Here is an 18,831-nt window from a genome sequence, read left to right on the forward strand (position 1 = left end):
GCTGTTCCTCACCTGCCTGCTGGATGCCGCTGGCGTCGGCAGCAGGGGCACGATCAGGCCGACGCCAGCGGCATCCAGCAGGCAGGTGAGGAACAGCAGAGGCAGGACGCGTTTCGCGCCGGGACCGTGTTCCCGCGTGGCGGAGGGGCAGAGGCTGGTCGTGGACACGCCAGGATCCTCCCGGCGAACACAGGAAATCCCGATCCTGGGACGCCAGCGACGGCAAGGGAAACTACCGGAATTTACAGGTTCGACGAACGGTCGCGGCAACGCCGGCGGGCGGCGTGATGTCATAATGATGCGACCCGTGCGCCAGTCGGGTATCCTTGCCGGCCTCTCAACGTTGTTTCCTAACGATATTTTCCTCCTGTCGCGAGCAAAGGGATTTCAATGACGCCCAGAAAAGGAAAGCTACCTGCCGTGCTCGCCTGCATGGCAGCGCTGGCGGGCTGCAACATCAACCCGGCGAACCAGGGCTCGGTGTCGTCCTGGTTCTCCATGCGCGCCGGCGATCCGCCCAGCTTCGTCACCGGCGTGGTCGGCTTCGAGAACACCGGCAGCAACGACCCGTCCACCCGCCTGACCCTGCGTTTCCGCGATCCCGCCTCCAAGACCCATGCGGCCCACGTCACCACCTCGTCGTACTCCGAGCTGTTCAGCCTCGCACTGACGCCGCGCTACTACGAGCTTTACGAGTTCGAGGTGAGGTACCTGTCCTATACCGTCACCCGCGAGACCGGTGCGTACGAGGAGCGCTGCGAGGCCAACGGCGAGGCGCTGGAGAAGACGGTCCAGAAAAGGAAGCGCAGCGTCACCCACACGGCGGTGAACGTGGAGTCCAACTGTCGTTCTACGCCGCTGACCAAGACCGACTACTACTACGAGACCTATACCTCCAAGCCGTTCTCCGCGCCGTTCCGTGCCGAGAGCTTCGCCACCAACTACATCGGCGACTTCCGCGTGCAGTGCAGCTACAAGGAGAAGAAGGGCAAGACCCTCGTCGATAGCTGCCGTCTCAACTACGGCGCCGTCAGCCGCGATCGGGTGGATGCCTGGGTGGCGCAGATGAACGAGGCAGACAAGGACAAGCGCGAGCCGCTGCCGCCGGTACGCCAGCAGGCGGTCGACACGAAGAAGGCCGGCAAGCTCATCCATTCGGTATTTCGCTGAGGCGCTCGCTCAAAGAGCGCCGGCGATCGCGCGCCAGGTGTCGGCGTATCGCCATCGCAGCCAGGCGACCAGGCAGCGCTCGTGCCAGCGTCGCAGGGCGCTACCCCTTTGCCGCGCCAGGCGTCGCTCGATGGCCTCTTCCAGCCAGGCCTCGTCGAAGGCGGTCCAGACCGCCGGAGCGGGGCTGAGCAGGTTGCCGTGGCAGACCGGCGCCACCTCCTCGAAGAACAACCGTTCCAGCAACGCCGGGTCGACGCCCTTTATCCGCCGGGCGATATCCTCGGGCTCCAGGAGAGTGTCGACGAAGGCGTCGGATAGCGCGTGGCGCAGTCGTCGGCGTTGGCTCGGGTCAAGGGCCATGGCAAGTATGAGTCCGCAGGCTGGTGCGCAGGCAGCATAACCCGCCACGGCCAGCGCGGAGAGGCGTCAGGCTCGACGGGGACGCCAGGAGCGACGACGGAGGGGCGGGCGCTGGCGGCCGAACCAGCGCCAGCGGTTGCGCCGTAGCGCCTCGTGGCACTCGTCGCGCAGCCAGGCTGGCAGCAGGCGCAGCCAGCGCAGGTGACGCCAGGGGCCCGGCAACAGGCGCAGCACCTCGAGCAGGGCATCGTTGTCGTCGCAGGCGTAGGCGCCGTCGACGAACAGCCAGGTGTCGAAATGATCGGGTGCCAGCCCGAACCAATCGAGAATCGCCAGGCCTTCGGCGGACTGCGCGGCAAGCAGCTTCAGCCGGTGGTCGGCGCGGCGTGCCAGGAAACCGCTCCAGAGCGTGCAGAAGCGGCAGTGCTGGTCGTACAACACGACCTTGTCGCCGGGCTTGAGGTACGGCGGCAGTGACATGAGGGGCCCCCTTGGGTTCGGCTTTGTGCGCAAGCCCGGAACCGTAACGGCGGGAAGGGAGGACGACTAGTCGGTGTGCTGTCAGAGTTTTCTTTCTGTGCGGTCATCGATTCGTCTTTCGCCGGACGGCGTCGGGCAACGCGCCATTCCTCTTCCTGAAGGACGATGCTGCGCCAGGCCGGTTTAAGTTCGATGACGCCGGGACGAACGGGAGATGTCCCCGTCCGTGGGGCACGGACGGGGCGCGGCGGGGAATCAGCGGGCGAACGCTTCGAGAAGGGTCTTGGCGGCCAGCTTGCCAAGGTTGTTGGAGGCCAGCGGGCTGTCGCCGGTGAGCAGCTTGCGGTCGCGGTGGACCTGGCCGGTGATGCCCTTGTTGAGGATCTTCACCCCGAGCTTCTGCAGGTTCTCGCCCACCAGCCAGGGCAGGGGACCGGGCATGTAGCCGATCTCTAGGTTGGCGCCGGTGTCCAGGGCGTCGGGGAACACGCAGATCTCGTAGTCCTTGAACGGGTAGTCCTCCGGCTTCTCCTCGACCGCCGGTGCCAGCAGGCAGGCCGGACCGTGGCAAAGGGTAATGATGTAGCGGTCCTTGGCGAGGAAGGCATTGAGCAGCCGTTTCACCTCCCGGCTGTGCGGAATGCCCGCCAGCACGCCGTGGCCGCCGGGAACGAACACCGCGGTGTACGGCGAGTCGTCGGCGACGGCCTGCTCCAGGAGGTCGGCGAGCTTCTGCGGCGCTTTCAGCTTGGGCAGGTACTTCGCGTAGATGCTCTTCACCGCCTCGTCCTCGCCGGGCATCGCCCACATCTCCAGCTTCACCGGGTTGCCGGAGAGCGTGGCGACATCGAACTCGAAGCCGGCCTTGTCCAGGTGGTACATCGGCAGGAGCATTTCCACCGGGTGGTTGCCGGTGGAGAACATGCTGCCGTTCTGCATCAGGATGTAGCGTTCGTCGGTACCGATCATCAGCACCTTCTTGCCGCCTTTGTACGGGGTTGGGTAGTCGGCGCCGTCGAAGTCGGTCTTCGCCGAGGTGTACTGGCTCAGGGAATAGGGCGAGGGAAAGAACGCGTTGTGCTCGGCGTGGTCGGGCGTCGGGGTTCTGCTGGTGTCGCGCTCGTTGCTCATGGCTCGTTCCTTTCTGCGTGATGGAGGTCGCACCAAGACCATAGGCGGGGTCGCCGGCCGGCGAAATAGGGGAAATCCCCTAACCCACGATCGGTCGCCTGAGGGTTTTCCCCTATGGGCTTTTGCCGGCAAGCCGGGGATCATGCGGGAAAAGCCAGGAACGTCCGCTCCATGACCGACTACGCCAGCCTTCTCTTCGACAGCGTCGCCCGGCTGCGTAAGGCCGCTACCACCGAGGCGGTCTGCCGCGAGATGGTGGAGTTCGCCGCACGCCTGGGCTTCGACCGGGTGATCGTCTGCAGCCTGTTCCCCCGCCCCGGCGAGGACGAACTGATCGACGAGCTGTTCTTCGTCCATGGCGACTGGGCCGAGGGGCGCAGCGCCCAGGAGCGCGACGCCTATCTTCTGCACTGTCCGGTCACCCGGCACATCCTCGAACTGGACGAGCCGTTCTTCTGGTCGAAGAGCCCCTCGGAGGATCCCGAGCGCATGACCTACCGCATCGTCCGTGGGGTCCGCGACCTCGGCCAGGTCAATGGCATGCAGGTGCCGGTGTTCGGCCGCAACGGTCTGGAGGGCGCGGTGTCTTTCGCCGGCGAGCGGCTGGACCTGAATGCCGGTTGCAAGCTCGCCGCCCAGGCCTTCTGCCCGATCCTGTTCTTCGCCCTGAAGCGCCTGCGCGGCCCTGTGTCGGCGGGCGATGCGCAAGCGCTCAGCGAGCGCGAGCGGGAAGTCCTGCAATGGATCGCCCTGGGCAAGCAGCAAGCGGAGGTGGCGGCGATCCTGATGATTTCCGAGCGCACCGTGGAGAATCACCTGCGTGCCGCCCGCCGCCGTCTCGGCGCGGCGTCCACCGCCCAGGCGGTGGCGCGGGCGCTGCGCCTGGGCGATATCGAGGTCTGAGCGGCCTCAGGGAGCGGACGTGAGGACGATCTTGCCGATGTGCTGGCCGGAGTCCATCAGTTCGTGGGCCTGGCGCGCCTGCTCCAGGGGGAAGGTGCGGAACACTTGCGGCCGGACAGTGCCGGCGCGCACATGCGGCCAGACCTGGCGCTCCAGTTCGGCGATGATCGCGCCTTTCTCGTCGTGGCTTCGCGAGCGCAGGGTCGAGCCAAGATGGACCAGGCGCTTGCTCAGCATCGGGAACAGGTCGACTTCGGCGGCCTTGCCCTTGATCACGCCGATCTGCACGATCCGTCCGTTCATCGCCGCCGCCTGGTAGTTCCGCGTCACATAGTCGCCGGCGACGATATCGACGATCACATCGACCCCGCGACCTTCGGTGCCGCGCAGCACTTCCTCGACGAAATCCTGCTCGGTGTAGTCGATCGCCAGGTCGGCGCCGAGGCGCAGGCTGGCCTCGCGCTGGGCCTCGCTGGAGATCGTGGTGAAGATCTTCGCCGCGCCGAAGGCCTTGCCCAGCATGGTCGCGGCGGTGCCGATGCCGGAGGCGCCACCGTGGACCAGCAGCGTCTCGCCGGCCTTGAAGCCACCGCGCTGGAACAGGTTGACCCAGACGGTCATGAAGGTTTCCGGCAGCGCCGCCGCTTCCTCCATGCCCAGGCCGTCGGGCAGGTGCAGGGTGGTGCGCTCGTCGGCCACCGCGAACTGCGCGTAGCCGCCGCCGGGAATCAACGCCATCACCGCCTCGCCGACGGCGAAGCGGCTGACCTCGCTGCCGACCGCCCGCACCGTGCCGGCGATCTCCAGGCCGGGAATGTCCGAGGCACCGGGCGGCGGGTCGTACACGCCCTTGCGCTGAAGCACGTCGGGACCGTTGACGCCGGCGGCGCGGACTTCGACCAGGACCTCGCGCGGGCCGGGCGTCGGCAGCGGCCGGCTGGTCGCCACCAGTACCTCGGGGCCGCCGGGCCGGGCGATCTCGATGGCGGTCATTCGTTCGGGAAATCGGTTCGTGCTGCTCATCGCATGCTCCTGGGAAAATGGTTCGGACCTGATTCGCATGGTAATCAGCGCGGATGCCGTGGTCGCGCAGCGCTTTTTCATTAGACTGATGCGAAAATGCATCAGGAAAACCGCCATGAATTGGGACGACACCCGCGTCTTCCTCGCGCTCTGCCGCGAGCACACCCTGCGCGGCGCCGCCCGCGCGCTTCACATCGACCAGGCCACGGTGGGCCGGCGGCTGGCGTCGCTGGAGGCGGCGCTGGGCTCGACCCTGTTCCTGCGCACCTCGTCCGGCTACCTGCTGACCCCGGCCGGCGAGGCGGCCTTCGAACTGGCCGAGAAGATGGAGCGCTCGGCCCTGGAGCTGCTGCGGCGGACCCGCGGGATGGACCACCGACTGTCCGGCGAGGTGCGGTTGTCCACCACCGACTCCCTGGCCGTCGACTTCGTGCTACCCGCCCTGGCCCGCCTGCACCTTGAACACCCGGATATCCGCGTGCTGCTCGACAGCGCTTCGGCCGTGGTCGACCTGCCCAAGCGCGAGACCGACATCGCGATTCGCACCCTGCGGCCGGAAAATCCCGATTTGATCCTGAGAAAACTCGCCAGTTGGCCCATGGGCCTGTTCGCTTCCGCGGACTACCTGCGGCGCAACGGCGTACCGGTGCCCGGCGAGCGTTTCCGCGGCCACGACCTGGTGATGTACGAACCCTATTGGCACAGCCAGCGCGAACTGACCCTGGGCGGCGAGCCGATCCGCGACGGCCGGGTGGTCATCGCGGTGAATTCCAACATGATGGTGCGCCAGGCCCTGGCGCGTGGCCTGGGGCTCTGCGAGCTGCCGCTGTACATGGGCGAGCGCGACGGACTGGTGCGGGTCTGGCCGCAGCGCGAGCGACGCCGGCCATACGAGGTGTGGATGGTTACCCACAAGGACCTGCGCCACACCGCGCGGGTCCGCGCGGTGATCGAGCGGCTGGTGGAGGCGTTCGCCGAAGCGCCGGCCTGAGCCTGCAACGCCGGCGCCGGGTTCCGGTCGAATGCGGCGGCGCGCCGCGGAATCGCGCATCATAGGCGCCATCAGATCGAGGAGATTTCCATGGCAATCCCAAGCATCCCGCGTTTGGCCGTACTGACGCTCGGACTGGCGCTCGCAGCGGCCGCCAGTGCCGCCGACGAGGCGCAACTGGTCGAGGCGATCAACGCCTACCGTGGCCAGGTGCAGTCCTGCGGCGGGCAGGCCAGCGGCGAACTGCCGCCGCTGGCCGCCGATCCGCGCCTGGCCTTGCCGGTGAATGCCGCCGGCGACCTGCAGCAGGCGATGGCGCAGGCCGCCTACCCGATGGTCAACGTGCAGTCGATCAGCCTTTCCGGGCCGCGCGATGCCGGCGCGGCGATGAAGGCGCTGCAGGAAAGCTTCTGCCGCGTGGTGCTCGACCCGCAATTCGTCGACGTCGGCGTCAGCCGCCAGGACCGCGACTGGCGCATCGTCCTCGCCCGGCCATTGCTGCGCGGCGGCATGGGCGATTGGCAGGCGGAAGGGCAGAAGCTCCTGGAACGGATCAACGCCGCCCGCGGGCAAGCCCGCCAGTGCGGTGGCAAGCCCTACGCAGCGGCCCAGCCGCTGGCCTGGAACGCCACCCTTGGCGGCGCCGCCGAAGCGCATTCGCGGGCGATGGCCAACGGCAACTTCTTCGACCACCTCGACCGCGACGGCCGCACCCCCGGCGACCGCGCCGAGCTGGCCGGCTACAGCGGCGGGCTGATCGGCGAAAACATCGCCGCCGGCCAGGACGGGGTGGACAAGGTGGTCGACGGCTGGCTGGCCAGCCCGGGCCACTGCGCCAACCTGATGAACCCCGGCTACCGCGAGCTGGGCGCGGCCTACGCCACCGATCCGAAGAGTGACGCGGGAATCTACTGGACGGCCATGTTCGGTTCGCCCTGAAGTCCTCCGCGCCCGGAGCCGACGAAGGGCTGGGCGCCTTCCGCAAACGAAAAACCCGGCGCCATGGCGCCGGGTTCCCTTTCAGCCTGTCCCGCCCTCAATGCGGCGCATTGAGAGTCAGGCGCATGTGCCGGTTGACATCCTTGTACAGCAGGTAGCGGAAGCGCCCCGGGCCGCCCGAATAGCAGGCCTGCGGGCAGAAGGCGCGCAGCCACATGAAGTCGCCGGCCTCCACCTCGACCCAGTCCTGGTTCAGGCGGTACACCGCCTTGCCTTCCAGCACGTACAGGCCGTGCTCCATCACGTGGGTCTCGGCGAAGGGGATCACGCCGCCCGGCTCGAAGTTGACGATGTTGACGTGCATGTCGTGGCGCATGTCGCTCATGTCGACGAAGCGGGTGGTGCTCCAGCGGCCTTCGGTGTCCGGCATCACCAGCGGCTGGATGTCCTGCTCGTTGGTGACGAAGGCTTCCGGCAGCGGTACGCCGTCGACCTTCTGGTAGTGCTTGCGGATCCAGTGGAAGCGGGTGTGCTGGCCGGTGGTATTGCGCACCTTGTAGTCGGCGCCCGGCGGAATGAAGGCGTAGCCGCCCGGCTGCATGGCGTGGACCTGGCCCTGCAGGGTCAGGCTCAGCTCGCCTTCGACGACGAACAGCACGGCCTCGGCGTTGGGATCCTGCTCCGGTTTGTCGCTGCCACCGTTGGGCGCCAGTTCGACGATGTACTGCGAGAAGGTCTCGGCGAAGCCGGACAGCGGGCGGGCGATCACCCACATGCGCATGTTGTCCCAGAACGGCAGGTGGCTGGTGACGATATCGCGCATCACCCCCTTGGGAATCACGGCATAGGCTTCGGTGAACATCGCCCGGTCGGTGAGCAGCTCGGTCTGTGCCGGGTGCCCGCCGTGCGGCGCGTAGTAGCTGGACTTGGACATGGAGCGTTTCCTCGTTGTTGTCTTGCTGCCGGCGCACGCGCCGCCGGAGCGAAACGGGCGGGCGCGAGCCGTTGCTGACGGCAACGATATCCAGCGCCTGGCGCATGCACAAATTAAATGTTGGAATCCAGTATATTCATTTTTCGAATGCGGGCCGGCTCCGGGTATCTTCCGCCAGCACCCGCGACAGCACGCGCGCCAGCGCCTTCACCATCGGATCCGCCGCCGGCCGGTGCAGCAGTGCCACTTCGAACACGTCCACCGCCGGCAGCCCGGCGTTCTTCGGCAGCACCGCATGGCCTGCGCTCACCGCGCGCAGCGGCAGCAGGCCGATGCCCATGCCGTCGGCGATGGCCGATTGCAGGCTGCTGAGGCTGGAACTGGTGAAGCTGATGTGCCAGCGCCGGCCGACCGCTTCCAGGGCGGCGATCATCTCGTCGCGGTAGACCCCGCGCGGCGGGAAGGTGACGATGGGCAGCGGGTCGAGGTCGATGCAGGGATTCCTGGCGCTGTCCACCCAGCATGTCTTTTCCGGCCAGCAGGCCAGTGCCTCGCGGCTGGCGCGGCGCTGCTTGAGCAGCACCAGGTCCAGTTCGCCGCGGTCGTAGCTGGCGCTGAGGTCGCGGCTCATGCCGCTGGTGACTTCCAGCTTGACCTGTGGATAACGCCGGTTGAAGGCCGCCAGTCGCTCGGTGGTACGGCCAGCGGCGAAGTCGTCCGGCACGCCGATACGTACCGTCAGCGCCACCGTGGCGCCGGATAGCGCCTCGGCCAGTTCGTCGTTCAGTGCCAGCAGGCGGCGGGCATAGCCGAGCAGCGTATCGCCGGCGTCGGTCGGCAACACGTCGCGGTTGCCGCGCTCCAGCAGGCGGTGTCCGGCCATTTCCTCCAGGCGGCGAACCTTCTGGCTGACGGTCGACTGGGTCGAGTGCAGGCGCGCGGCGGCAGTGGTGAAGCTGCCGCAATCGGCCACCGTGACGATGGCGCGGAGCAGGTCGAGGTCGAACAGGCGGCTATTCGATTTTTCACTGTCGCTCATGGTCGTATCGCATTTTCGAATGTTTTCGCCGCTTTTAGCAGGCCGTGCCGTCAGCGGCAACCGCTCAGCGTCGACGCAGCGAACTCGGCGGCGCTCCGCGAGCGCGCTTGAATGCCCGCGAGAAACTCGACAGGTCGCTGTAGCCCAGTTGCCGGGCGATGCGCACCAGCGGCAGGTCGCTGCCTTGCAGCAGCCGCTCGGCGCGCTCGCTGCGCACGGCTTCCAGCAGGGTGCCGAAGGTCGTGCCTTCCTCCCGCAGGCGGCGCAACAGCGTGCGCGGCGATATTGCCAGTTGCTCGGCGACCGCCGTGGTGTCCGGCACCCGTTCGCGCAACAGCGAAACGCTGAGGAAACGCCATACCTGTCGCGACACCGGCTGTTCCCGGGCGATGCGCGAGAACTGACGCTCCAGGGCCGCCTCGGCCATGGCCTGGGTGGTCCGGTTGTGGGTGAACAGCGAGCGCTCCAGCAGCGTGCGGGGAACGACGAAACGGTCGTCGGCGCAACCGAAACGCACCACGCCCCGGTAGTAGACCGAGTAGCGTTCGGGACGGTCGCCGGCGGCGTGGCTGAAATGCAGCTCCGAGCCTTGGAGGCTGCCGGCTTCGCGGGTGGCCTGGTTGGCGAAGGCGAGCATCTGGTGGAAACCGCCGGGAATCATTTCGCTGAGGATCTCGTCGTAGGGCGAGCCGAAACGATGCAGGCGCTGGATATGCACGTGGACCCGTTTGCCCTGGGCGACCCGGTACAACTCATGGGTAGGCAGCACCAGGGGAAAGTAGTGCAGTGCCACATCCAGCGCTTCGCCGAGGGTTCGCGAGGTCATGGCGGCGACGCCGATCATGCCGTGGGCGGTGACCGGCAGGTGTCGCAGCAGTTGCAGGGAGGCCGGCTCGTGCGGCTTCAGGTGCAGCAGGCAATGGCGCATCAGGCGTTCGAACTGCGCCAGGCTCAGCGCTTCCTCGCCGCCTTCGCGACCCAGGCCGCAGGCTGCGCGCACCCCGACGACGTCGCCGCCGGCGGTGCGAACCAGCGATTCGAGCATTTCCAGGAAATGAATGGGAAAACGCAGCTGTGGATCCGGCAGGGCTGTCCGCTCCATGGGGGCCTGTCCTCCGCTGTGCCAGGGGCGTGTCCGGCGAGGATGGCCGTCCATCCTGGCGCTGTCAGCGGCCGTCGCGCCACAGCCGCTCCGCGCCAGGGCCAGTCGCCTCCGCGCAAGTCGATGTATTCGATATAGCCGGTGCCGGAGACAGGCTGGCCGCGAAAGCGACCTTCGTAGCGGTAGCTACCGACGTAGCCGGCGGCCAGGCCGTACTGGAAGTCGCCGTTGGCGTCGCCGCGGATGGTGATCAACTCGTTGCCGTCGTCGTCCTCTACGCGCCAGGTGAACTCCTGCGGCAGGCGCATGCGCGTACCGTTGGGCGTGGTCACCGGCGTGGGGGCGAAGCGCTGCACGCTGAAGTCGAAGCCGCGCAGGTAGACGCCGCCGTGATCGTCCAGCGAGCGCAGGTAGACCCGTCGCTGCGCCTCCAGGCCGAGCGGACCGAGGACCTCGACCAGCAGCACCTGGGTGCGCGCGTCGAGGTTGAGGATCTGGTAGGTGAAGAAGCGGAACGGCAGATTGACGTTCACCGCGCGGGCGTATTCGAAGGTGCACAGGCCGGCGATCTCGCTGCGTTCGCCGTTGCGTTCGAGATGGCCCCGGTATTGGCAGAGCACCGACCAGTGATCGTACAGGCCGCCGATCAGGCTGGCGAAATTTGCCACCTTGTCAGTGGCCTTCAGCGTCAGTTGCAGGTTGAACGCATGCCCCTCGCGACGCGCGCTGAAGTCCGGGTAGCGACCCTCCAGCACCAGGTCGTCGGCGAAGCGCAGGCTGCTGCCGTCGGCGGCGAACGTGCAGTCCTGGCCGATGCTGTAGCCGCGGAAATGTTCCGGTGTGCCGGTGGCGGTGCCGACCAGCAGGTTGGCGGTGTCCCGGGCGGTGGTACGGATCAGGTGCGGGTTGGCGAACAGGCGCGTCTTCGGTTGCCCGATCACCGCGACCAGGTTGAGGAAATGGTGCGGCGCCGGTAGGCCCGGCAGCATGATCCCATAGTGTACGGTGGCGTAGCGGCCGTGCGGGGGGGCCAGCGAGGTGTCCGGCTCGAACGGCCGGCCGCTCAGGGCCAGCGAATGGTCGATGAAGTCGAGCAAGGGCTTGGGTAGGCGCACACGATTCTCCTTCGGCGGCTGGGACCGTCTTCTGCTTGTCTGCCTGGGAGTGTGCAGCGACGCGCTTGGCAGATCCGGCCAATGCTTTGCCGGAATTGCCAATCCGCAGGGACAGGGAGCGCCGACAGGACTGCGGAGCGCTACTCGGGCACCTCGACGTTGACCTGTAGCGCGTCGTGGCGCCAGTACTCCAGGTCGCAGTCGATCAGGCGGCCCGCCTGGTCGCGGTTGACCCGCACGATCTGCAGCGCCGGGCTGCCCACCGAAACCCGCAGCGGCCCGGCGGCCTCCGCCGGGAGGATGGTCGGGACCATCTCGAAGCGCACCCGGCCGTAGCGGATGCCGTAGTGGTTGGCGTAGAGATCGGTCAGCGAGCGAGTCAGGTCGAAGCGCTCGATGCCGGGAAAGTAGGCGGGATTCAGGTAGTGCTCGACGTACAGCACCAGCCGCCCGTCGACCCGCCGCGCCCGGCGGATCTGGAATACCCGCGACAGCGCCGGCAGCTCCAGGCGCTGGCAGATGTCGACGCTGGCCGGGATCATCGCCGCGCCGAGCACCTCGGTCTCCGGCACCCGGCCCTGGTCGGCGACCATCGCGTGGAAGTGGCTGCGTACCAGCGGGTTGTACAGCAGCCGCTGCGGCGAGACGAACCAGCCGCGGCGTTCCTCGCGGTAGATCAGGCCCTGGTCCTCCAACTGGCCGAGCGCCTCGCGCAGGGTGATGCGGGTGGTCGAGAACAGCTCGCTCAACTGCCGTTCGCTGGGCAGCTTGCTGCCGCGCGCGAGCAGGCCGCGCTCGATCTGCTCGCGCAGGGACTGGTAGATCACCGTCAGGGGTCGGGACGGCTCGTCGCGCATATCGACGCTTCTCCGCTGGGGCTCCGGGGGGCTACAGGGTAATGCTTCCGGGCCGCCGGCGGTATAGCGCGGCGCGCCTTCTCAGCGCCATTCCAGCACCGGCCAGCCGGCCTCGCGGGCGTGCCCGAGCAGCGCCGGGTCGGGGTTCACCGTGTGCGGCCGGTCGACCCGCGAAAGCAGCGGCAGGTCGTTGCGCGAGTCGGAATAGAAGGTCGCGCCGGCCAGCGTCTCGCCCTCCTGGGCCAGCCAGGCATCGAGGCGGCGGACCTTGCCCTCGCGGTAGGTGAGGGTGCCGCGGGTGCGCCCGGTGTAGAGGCCGTCGCGCTCCTCGATGTCGATCGCCAGCACCTCGTCCACCCCCAGCCGGCGGCCGATGGCGCTGACCAGGAAGTGCGCCGAGGCGGAGATGATCAGCAGGCGGTCGCCGGCCTGGCGGTGGCGTTCCAGGCAGCGCACGGCGTCGGCGTGGATGCGCGGCGCAACGATCCGCGCGACGAAATCCTCGACGGCGCCGGCGATTTCCGCCGGGGTGCGGCCGGCGATGGGCGCCAGGCTGAAGTCCATGTAGTCCTCCATGGCCAGCCGGCCCTCGGCATAGAGTTCCATGAGGCGGCGTTCCTGGTGCAGGAAGGCGGTTTTCTCGACCCAGCCCAGTTCGGTCATGTAGCGCCCCCAGAGGGTCGCGCAGTCGCCGTCGATCAGGGTGTCGTCGAGGTCGAAGAGGGCAAGTGGCATAGGCGGTTCCTTGTTCGCTAGGGATTGGCCCGGCGCGCCTGGCGCCGGGCGGTGGTTCGGAGAGGTTTCAACGCGGCTTGCCGGCCGCCAGCAGCGGCCCGCCGGCATGCGCCTTCGGTTCGACGCGGCGCGCGCCCGGCCGGCTGTTCCAGAACGGCACCAGCAGCAGGCTGGCGAGCAGCGCGGTGGCGGTGAACACGAAGAACACCGTGAGGGTGTCGAAGTAGCCCGGCAGCAGGCCGCCGAGGATCGCCCCGACCGAGCCGCAGCCGTTGACGAAGCCGGTGGCGGTGCCGGCCGCCTCGCTGGTGCCGAAGTCGATGGCGGCGGCGCCGCTGATCATCGAGTCCGGCCCGTAGAGGGTGACGCCCATCATGAACAGCAGGCCGACCACCAGGTACAGGCTGCCGCTCTGCATCGCCGGGACGAACAGCGCCAGGCTCAGGGTCAGCGCCGCCAGGCTGAGCACGCAGGCCGGCATGCGGCGGGCGCCGAACAGCTTGTCCGAGGCCAGTCCGATGAGGATCGGCCCGGCCAGCCCGGCGACCTCGAAGGCCGAAGGCACGATGGCCGAGGCGACCTTGCCGATCTCCGGCATGCGTTCGTAGATGATCACCGGGCCCCAGAGCAGGATCGCGTAGCGCGCCGGCTTGAGCAGGAAGTAGGCGATGCCGAGGACCAGCACGTGGGGATTCCTGAGCGCCTTCAGCAGGGCGCCGGAATGGCTCGGCCGGGGCGCGTTGGCGGGGGGCGCGGCCTCGGCCTCCACGGGCGGCAGGCCGACGTCCTGCGGACGGTTGCGCTGGAGGAAGAAGAACAGCACGGCCACCGCCAGCACCACTCCCGCCGAGGACAGGAAGGCCATGCGCCAGTCATGCGTCAACCGGTAGGCGCACCAGCCGGCGAACGGCGTCGCCACCAGCCCGCCGAAGGCGTAGCAGGTACTCCACAGGCCGAGCACGCGGCCTCGCTCGTAGGTGGCGAAGAAGGCGCCGATGTTCTTGCACAGCCCCGACCAGCCGGTGGACTGCGCCAGGCCCTGGACCACCATGCAGGCGGCGAAGATCGGCAGGGTGGCGAAGGTACCCATCGCCAGCGCCGCCAGCGCCGAGGTGAGCAAACCGCCGAGCACCACCACGCGGGTGCCGAAGCGGTCGGCGAACACCCCCCACATGAACTGGCCCACGGCGTAGGCGGCCAGGTAGAGGGCATCGAGATCGGCCATGGCGCTCTTGTCGAGTTCGAAGGAGGGGTCTTCGGCGATGCCGAGCTTGGCCACCGAGAAGGCCTTGCGGGTGAAGTAGAAGGCGGCGTAGGCCAGCCAGGTGATGACGAAGATCTGGATGCGCCAGCGCTGGAGCGATTGCCAGCCACGGTGCAGGGTACCGTTGTGGTTGTTCATGTGGGTCCCTATGGGTCTAGACAGTGCGGGGAGGTTGTTCTTGTTGTGCTGCTGCAAAGCTGTCCGGATGCATGGTCTAGGCCAGATGCCTTTTCCATGGCTTTTTTCGTGCGCAAGGTTGGCTGTCGACGCGCTCCTGCTCGGTCCTGCCGAGGCTGAGATGGATTGTGAAGATGTGGCGGCGGTGCGTGGCGCCGATCCGGTCAGGCTGGGCCGGCTGGCGAAGGTCAATCTAGCACCGGGTATTTTTATGGTCTAGACCAAAAATAGAGCGAAACCATTCGATTTTTTCGAGGGATTGCCCGGTATTGGTGCGTTTTCTTGTCCTGGTTGCACCTTTGGGCGGGACTTTTCCGCGTATTTTCAATAAATTGGAATAGACCAGATTTTCGATGATGTGCCAGCGCCTCTGGCGTGCCGTGCGCCGCCGCTGGATGGCCGTGTGTCGCGGCGCTCGGCTAGACTGCGGGACCTCGCGCCGGATCGGACCGCCATGCTGAGAAACGTCACCGACCTAGACCTGCGTCTGTTGCGCATCTTCGCCTGCGTGGTGAAGTGCGGCGGTTTCACCGCGGCCCAGGCCGAGCTGAACATGAGCCAGTCGAACATCAGCATGCACATCGCCAGCCTGGAGAAGCGCCTCGGCTACCGGCTCTGCGAGCGCGGCAAGGGCGGCTTCCGACTGACCGCCAAGGGCCGCCGGGTGCTGGAGGCTTCGCGAACGATGTTCGACGCCATCGGCCTGTTTCGCGACCAGGCGCAGGCGTTGTCCGGACGTTTGGTCGGGGAGCTGTATCTGGGCCTGGCGGACAATCTCGCGACCTTGCCCCAGGCCCGTTTCGGCGATGCGCTGGCGCGCTTCCAGCGGCGCGACCAGGATGTCCAGCTGAACCTTTTCGTCAATTCGCCCACCGAGCTGGAACTGGCGGTGATCGAAGGCGAGCTGGACCTGGCGATCTCCTATTTCAGCCGTTCGCGGCCGAGCCTCGAATACCGCCCGCTGTATCGCGAAGAGATCGGCGTGTTCTGTGGCGATCGCCATCCGCTGTTCGCCGAGGCGCAGCCGACCCTGGAGCGGATCGCCGCCTGTGACTGGGTGATGCATGGCTTCCTGCCGGAAAACCTGGTCCTGCCGCTACGCCCGTCGCGCAGCCGCGCCACCGCCTACCACATGGAAGCGGTCGCCCATGCCGTGCTGGCCGGCACCCACCTGGGCTACCTGCCGACCCATTACGCCGAAGCCTGGATCGAGCGCGGGCGGATGCGCAAGCTGTTGCCGGAGCGGCTGAGCTATCCGGTGGAGCACAGCATGATCGTCTATGCCGGGCGCCCCCTCAGCGAAGCCGCCCGCGCCTTCATCGACGACCTGCTGCAGGTCCACGGCCTGGCGTCCTGAGCACTCAGGCGAGAGTCCCGGCCACCGCCTGGCGGTAGATGCGCGCATAATCCCGGGCATCGAGCGGCAGGGCGTTGGTCGCCGAGGACGACAGGTCGGCCAGCGCCTGCTCGCCCACCCATTGCGCGTCCTCGCCATCCAGGCCGAGGGCGGCGAGGTTCGCCGGGATGCCGATGCGCGCGCGCAGTTCGAGGATCCACGCCAGCAGGCCGTCGAAGCTCGCTTCGTCGAGTTCCAGGTAGCGCGCCAGGCGCGCGGCGTCGGCTTCTATCGCCGGGCGGTTGGCCAGCAGAACGTAGGGCAGCAGCACGGCGTTCAGCAGGCCGTGGTGCAGGTGATGGCGAGCGCCCAGCGGGTGGGCCAGGGCGTGGACCCCGCCAAGCCCCTTCTGGAATGCCACCGCGGCGCTGGCCGAGGCTACCAGCATGCCTTCCCGGGCGGCGAGGTCGTTGCCGTCGCGCACGGCGTTTTCCAGGTGCTGCCTGACCAGGCGCACGCCTTCCAGGGCGATGCCCGCCGACATCGGATGGTAGAGCGGCGAGAACAGCGCCTCCAGGTGATGGGTGAGGGCGTCCATGCCGGTGGCGGCGCTCAGCGCCGGCGGCAACCCGCGGGTCAGGCGCGGGTCGAGGAATACGCAGGCGGCCAGCAGCTCGCGATGGCCGACGACCCGCTTGATGCCCAGTTGCGTGTCGGTCAGCACCGCCTCGCGTCCCAGTTCCGAGCCGGTGCCGGCGGTCGTGGGCAGCGCCAGCAGCGGCGGCAGGCCGAGCAGCGGGTAGTCGGCGAGGGTCGGATCGCTGCGCAGCGTCTGTGTCCATTCGAAGCGTTCGAGGCCGTGCGGATCGCGGCTGAGCAGGGCGATACCCTTGGTCGCGTCGAGGGCGCTGCCGCCGCCGAGGGCGATCAGCGCGTCATGCCCGCCAGCCTCGAAGCGCCTGGCGCCGCCCTGGACTTCAGCGAGGCTGGGGTTGCTCGACAGTTCGTGGAACAGGTCATGGTCGATGCCGGCGCGTTCCAGGCACTCGCGCACCAGGCGCAGGGGCTCCAGGGCGAGCATGCCGGGATCGGTGACCAGCAGGGGCCGGCGTGCGCCCGCCAGCGCGCAACGCCTCGGCAGTTGTTCCAGGGCGCCGACGCCGCAGAGGATATCGGTGGGGTAGTTCCAGTAATGCAGGTCGCTCATGGCGATGCTCCGTGAAAGCAGGATGAGCCGGGCCCCGCCGGGCGCGAAGCCAGCGTGCGGGAACAACCGGAGGAGGCGCCGGAACGGCCGGCGCGTGCGGGTCAGTCCGCCGGCGGAGCGGCGAAGCTGAGGCTGGTGGCGATGCGCCGATGCGGCTTGGCGATGACCATGTAGAGCAGGCCGAACGCGGCCAGCGCGGAGAACACCACGACCACCGCCCAGACCTGGAACCAGGGCGCGTCGGGCGGGGCGAGGCTGGCCCGCGGCCAGGCGACGTTGAGCGCCTCGAACGACAGCCAGGCGACTGCCAGGACGTTCACCGCCAGCCCCGCGCGTCCCAGGCGCAAGGCGCCCTTGTCCGGGTCCCAGCGGCCGACGAGGCGGGCCCAGAGAGCGCAGGCGGCGACGATCAGGAAGACCACGAAGAAACCGCCGCTGCCGAACGCGATCAGCGTGCCGACCGCCGTGGCGTTCAGCCCCAGGACCAGGCCTAGGCTGGCCAGCAGCGTGCTGCAGACCATCGCCGCCATCGGCACCTTGCGCCGGTCGACCCGGCGCAGTAGGGCGGAGCCGGGCAGGATGGCATCGCGCGCCATGCCGAAGATCGCCCGGCCGATGTAGGTCTGCACCGACACCACGCAGGCGACGAAGGCGATCAGCACCACTGCGACGAAGGGCCGCTCGGCCCAGGCGCCGAAGGCGTCCACCACCGCCGGGGTGACCGGGTCGACCACCTGGCCGCTGACCACCGCGCCGATGTCCTGGTAGGACAGGGTCACGGCGAAGGCGGTGAGCATCACGGTGAATCCCACCACCAGCATCGAGCGCAGAATCGCCCGGGGTGTGGAGACGCGGGCATCGGTGGTTTCCTCGGAAATCTGCGAGCAGGCGTCGAAGCCGAGGAAGGCCCAGCCGCCCACCGCCAGCGCGGTCAGCACGCCGTCCAGGTAGGCGCCGTCCGCACCGCCTGTGCCGCCCGGGCCGCTGAACAGCAGATCGAGCGGATGGTTGCGGAAGAACAGCAGCAACAGCACGCCGATACCGATGGAGGCGATGGCCTCGGCGACGATCCCGGCATTGACGAAGTACTTCAACGGGTTGATCCCCAGCAGGTTCACCGCCAGTCCCAGCGCCAGCAGCAGCGCGCCGCAGAGCACCTGGCCGTTGGCCGACGGCGGCGCGCCGGTCGCCAGCAGGCCGAGCCAGAAGCCACCGAGGTAGGCCACGGTAGTCAGCGAGGCCAGCGCCGAAGCCAGGTAGAGGAAGCCGGTGAACCAGGCCAGGCGGTCGCCCACCAGGCGTCGCATCCACTGGTAGCAGCCGCCGGCCAGCGGAAACTGCGAGGACAGCTCGGCGTAGACCAGCGCCACGCCGAACTGCAGCAGCAGGCACAGCGGCACCACCCAGACCCAGGAGGGGCCCATGCTCATGGCGCCGAGGGACATCACCGAGTAGATGCCCACCACCGGCGAGATGGTGGCGAAGCCGACGGAAAAGGACGACCACAGGCTCAGCCCGCGCTCCAGTTCCTGGCGATAGCCGTGGGCCGCCAGCAGGCGTTCGTCGCGGGAGGCATCGCGGAGATCAGTCATGGCGGTCTCCGGGCGAGCGCTGCGGGGAAGGGGAAAGGCGGATGCCACCGATGCGATGGGTGAGCATGGAGAGTCCTCGTCGGCTATTGGAATTGTTATGGCCGCTTCCGGGACGAGCGAAAGCGTGGCAGACGCAGGTTAGGCGGATTACCTATCAGGATGAATTCATATTCGATTGGGCTGGCATCAGGAAAACCTGATGTATGGCCAGGCCCCGAGAAGGCCGGCTCCTGCGAAGGGAGCCGGTCGGTCGCGGCAGTTACTTCAGGTCCTCGCGCGGCGGTTTGCCGGGCTGGCTGGCGTAGTCCGGCAGGGCGCTGATCGCCTGTTCCTTGTCGGGGATGCTGGACGGGTCGAGGTCGCCGCCGACGTTGCGCGGGTCGGTGGGGATCGCCGAGGGAATCACCACGGTGCGCTCGGCCAGCGGCCAGCCGAGAATGGTCTCCAGGCGCCCGCCTTCCTCCTCGGGGCCGGTG

The 18,831-nt window shown here is 68.1% G+C and carries 18 protein-coding genes and 1 pseudogene; 5 read left to right on the forward strand and 14 right to left on the reverse strand.

Going from position 1 to position 18,831, the window contains the following annotated elements:
- Positions 1–480 precede the first annotated feature (480 nt).
- Positions 481–1,170, forward strand: a complete 690-nt coding sequence (locus FFS27_RS11770) for a hypothetical protein (RefSeq protein WP_003133880.1) — start codon at positions 481–483, stop codon at positions 1,168–1,170.
- A 9-nt stretch (positions 1,171–1,179) separates the two neighbouring features.
- Here the strand turns inward: FFS27_RS11770 and FFS27_RS11775 are convergent, their stop codons facing one another.
- From FFS27_RS11775 to hchA, 3 genes are all read right to left on the reverse strand, one after another.
- Positions 1,180–1,530, reverse strand: a complete 351-nt coding sequence (locus FFS27_RS11775) for a DUF7079 family protein (RefSeq protein ID WP_003109100.1) — start codon at positions 1,528–1,530, stop codon at positions 1,180–1,182.
- A 66-nt stretch (positions 1,531–1,596) separates the two neighbouring features.
- Positions 1,597–2,010: a thiol-disulfide oxidoreductase DCC family protein gene (locus FFS27_RS11780; RefSeq protein WP_003163116.1), complete on the reverse strand. Its 414-nt coding sequence runs from the start codon at positions 2,008–2,010 to the stop codon at positions 1,597–1,599.
- Positions 2,011–2,265: 255 nt separating this feature from the next.
- Positions 2,266–3,141 carry a glyoxalase III HchA gene (gene hchA / locus FFS27_RS11785; protein ID WP_023101436.1) on the reverse strand — a complete coding sequence of 292 codons (876 nt, stop codon included), beginning with the start codon at positions 3,139–3,141 and terminating at the stop codon, positions 2,266–2,268.
- Between the two features lie 171 nt (positions 3,142–3,312).
- Between hchA and FFS27_RS11790 the strand changes: the two genes are divergently transcribed.
- Positions 3,313–4,044, forward strand: coding sequence for a PA1136 family autoinducer-binding transcriptional regulator (locus tag FFS27_RS11790; RefSeq protein ID WP_003086520.1), 732 nt, complete (start codon positions 3,313–3,315; stop codon positions 4,042–4,044).
- Between the two features lie 6 nt (positions 4,045–4,050).
- Here FFS27_RS11790 and FFS27_RS11795 read toward each other — a convergent pair whose 3' ends face one another.
- The gene (locus FFS27_RS11795) at positions 4,051–5,037 is read right to left on the reverse strand and encodes an NAD(P)H-quinone oxidoreductase (RefSeq protein ID WP_019372031.1); all 987 of its coding nucleotides are present in this window, start codon (positions 5,035–5,037) and stop codon (positions 4,051–4,053) included.
- A 145-nt stretch (positions 5,038–5,182) separates the two neighbouring features.
- On the opposite strand from FFS27_RS11795, the gene FFS27_RS11800 reads away from it, so the two are divergent.
- Together FFS27_RS11800 and FFS27_RS11805 are read left to right on the forward strand one after the other, a co-directional pair.
- Positions 5,183–6,058: a LysR family transcriptional regulator gene (locus FFS27_RS11800; protein WP_003109095.1), complete on the forward strand. Its 876-nt coding sequence runs from the start codon at positions 5,183–5,185 to the stop codon at positions 6,056–6,058.
- Between the two features lie 90 nt (positions 6,059–6,148).
- Entirely contained in the window at positions 6,149–6,997 is an 849-nt protein-coding gene (locus tag FFS27_RS11805; RefSeq protein ID WP_003082304.1) for a CAP domain-containing protein, read from the forward strand.
- A 97-nt stretch (positions 6,998–7,094) separates the two neighbouring features.
- Here FFS27_RS11805 and FFS27_RS11810 read toward each other — a convergent pair whose 3' ends face one another.
- The 7 genes from FFS27_RS11810 to FFS27_RS11840 form a co-directional block, all read right to left on the reverse strand.
- Complete coding sequence (locus FFS27_RS11810) at positions 7,095–7,931, reverse strand: bifunctional allantoicase/(S)-ureidoglycine aminohydrolase (protein WP_003086528.1); 837 nt, start codon at positions 7,929–7,931, stop codon at positions 7,095–7,097.
- Positions 7,932–8,067: 136 nt separating this feature from the next.
- Positions 8,068–8,970 (reverse strand): LysR family transcriptional regulator, encoded by a 903-nt coding sequence (locus FFS27_RS11815; RefSeq protein ID WP_021264444.1) that lies wholly within the window; start codon positions 8,968–8,970, stop codon positions 8,068–8,070.
- A 64-nt stretch (positions 8,971–9,034) separates the two neighbouring features.
- Complete coding sequence (locus FFS27_RS11820; protein WP_171019193.1) at positions 9,035–10,015, reverse strand: helix-turn-helix transcriptional regulator; 981 nt, start codon at positions 10,013–10,015, stop codon at positions 9,035–9,037.
- Positions 9,922–11,187: a DUF6670 family protein gene (locus FFS27_RS11825; RefSeq protein WP_256659479.1), complete on the reverse strand. Its 1,266-nt coding sequence runs from the start codon at positions 11,185–11,187 to the stop codon at positions 9,922–9,924. The genes FFS27_RS11820 and FFS27_RS11825 overlap by 94 nt, the downstream gene beginning before the upstream one ends.
- Before the next feature lie 140 nt (positions 11,188–11,327).
- Entirely contained in the window at positions 11,328–12,044 is a 717-nt protein-coding gene (locus FFS27_RS11830) for a UTRA domain-containing protein (RefSeq protein ID WP_003086532.1), read from the reverse strand.
- Positions 12,045–12,125: 81 nt separating this feature from the next.
- Positions 12,126–12,779, reverse strand: coding sequence for an HAD family hydrolase (locus FFS27_RS11835; protein ID WP_003101837.1), 654 nt, complete (start codon positions 12,777–12,779; stop codon positions 12,126–12,128).
- Between the two features lie 67 nt (positions 12,780–12,846).
- Positions 12,847–14,181, reverse strand: a complete 1,335-nt coding sequence (locus tag FFS27_RS11840) for an MFS transporter (RefSeq protein ID WP_003140556.1) — start codon at positions 14,179–14,181, stop codon at positions 12,847–12,849.
- Positions 14,182–14,674: 493 nt separating this feature from the next.
- On the opposite strand from FFS27_RS11840, the gene FFS27_RS11845 reads away from it, so the two are divergent.
- Positions 14,675–15,577 (forward strand): LysR family transcriptional regulator, encoded by a 903-nt coding sequence (locus tag FFS27_RS11845; protein WP_021264448.1) that lies wholly within the window; start codon positions 14,675–14,677, stop codon positions 15,575–15,577.
- A 4-nt stretch (positions 15,578–15,581) separates the two neighbouring features.
- On the opposite strand, the gene FFS27_RS11850 is transcribed toward FFS27_RS11845, so the two are convergent.
- The 3 genes and pseudogenes from FFS27_RS11850 to FFS27_RS11860 all read right to left on the reverse strand — a co-directional run.
- Entirely contained in the window at positions 15,582–16,763 is a 1,182-nt protein-coding gene (locus tag FFS27_RS11850; RefSeq protein ID WP_137952021.1) for an iron-containing alcohol dehydrogenase, read from the reverse strand.
- Between the two features lie 101 nt (positions 16,764–16,864).
- Entirely contained in the window at positions 16,865–18,355 is a 1,491-nt protein-coding gene (locus FFS27_RS11855) for an APC family permease (RefSeq protein ID WP_021264450.1), read from the reverse strand.
- Positions 18,356–18,614: 259 nt separating this feature from the next.
- Positions 18,615–18,831 (reverse strand): annotated as a pseudogene (locus FFS27_RS11860) (exotoxin); the annotation flags it as partial.

This window comes from Pseudomonas sp. 2VD (assembly GCF_005503585.1).
GTDB classification, from domain to species: domain Bacteria; phylum Pseudomonadota; class Gammaproteobacteria; order Pseudomonadales; family Pseudomonadaceae; genus Pseudomonas; species Pseudomonas aeruginosa.

What these genes read in the sequence shown, in the direction of transcription:
- FFS27_RS11830 (WP_003086532.1), bottom strand. Translation starts at nt 12,044, where the DNA reads ATGCGCGACGAGCCGTCCCGACCCCTGACGGTGATCTACCAGTCCCTG.
- FFS27_RS11840 (WP_003140556.1), bottom strand. Translation starts at nt 14,181, where the DNA reads ATGAACAACCACAACGGTACCCTGCACCGTGGCTGGCAATCGCTCCAG.
- FFS27_RS11815 (WP_021264444.1), bottom strand. Translation starts at nt 8,970, where the DNA reads ATGAGCGACAGTGAAAAATCGAATAGCCGCCTGTTCGACCTCGACCTG.
- FFS27_RS11810 (WP_003086528.1), bottom strand. Translation starts at nt 7,931, where the DNA reads ATGTCCAAGTCCAGCTACTACGCGCCGCACGGCGGGCACCCGGCACAG.
- FFS27_RS11805 (WP_003082304.1), top strand. Translation starts at nt 6,149, where the DNA reads ATGGCAATCCCAAGCATCCCGCGTTTGGCCGTACTGACGCTCGGACTG.
- FFS27_RS11780 (WP_003163116.1), bottom strand. Translation starts at nt 2,010, where the DNA reads ATGTCACTGCCGCCGTACCTCAAGCCCGGCGACAAGGTCGTGTTGTAC.
- FFS27_RS11795 (WP_019372031.1), bottom strand. Translation starts at nt 5,037, where the DNA reads ATGACCGCCATCGAGATCGCCCGGCCCGGCGGCCCCGAGGTACTGGTG.
- FFS27_RS11800 (WP_003109095.1), top strand. Translation starts at nt 5,183, where the DNA reads ATGAATTGGGACGACACCCGCGTCTTCCTCGCGCTCTGCCGCGAGCAC.
- FFS27_RS11850 (WP_137952021.1), bottom strand. Translation starts at nt 16,763, where the DNA reads ATGAGCGACCTGCATTACTGGAACTACCCCACCGATATCCTCTGCGGC.
- FFS27_RS11855 (WP_021264450.1), bottom strand. Translation starts at nt 18,355, where the DNA reads ATGACTGATCTCCGCGATGCCTCCCGCGACGAACGCCTGCTGGCGGCC.
- FFS27_RS11845 (WP_021264448.1), top strand. Translation starts at nt 14,675, where the DNA reads ATGCTGAGAAACGTCACCGACCTAGACCTGCGTCTGTTGCGCATCTTC.
- FFS27_RS11835 (WP_003101837.1), bottom strand. Translation starts at nt 12,779, where the DNA reads ATGCCACTTGCCCTCTTCGACCTCGACGACACCCTGATCGACGGCGAC.
- hchA (WP_023101436.1), bottom strand. Translation starts at nt 3,141, where the DNA reads ATGAGCAACGAGCGCGACACCAGCAGAACCCCGACGCCCGACCACGCC.
- FFS27_RS11775 (WP_003109100.1), bottom strand. Translation starts at nt 1,530, where the DNA reads ATGGCCCTTGACCCGAGCCAACGCCGACGACTGCGCCACGCGCTATCC.
- FFS27_RS11790 (WP_003086520.1), top strand. Translation starts at nt 3,313, where the DNA reads ATGACCGACTACGCCAGCCTTCTCTTCGACAGCGTCGCCCGGCTGCGT.
- FFS27_RS11820 (WP_171019193.1), bottom strand. Translation starts at nt 10,015, where the DNA reads ATGCTCGAATCGCTGGTTCGCACCGCCGGCGGCGACGTCGTCGGGGTG.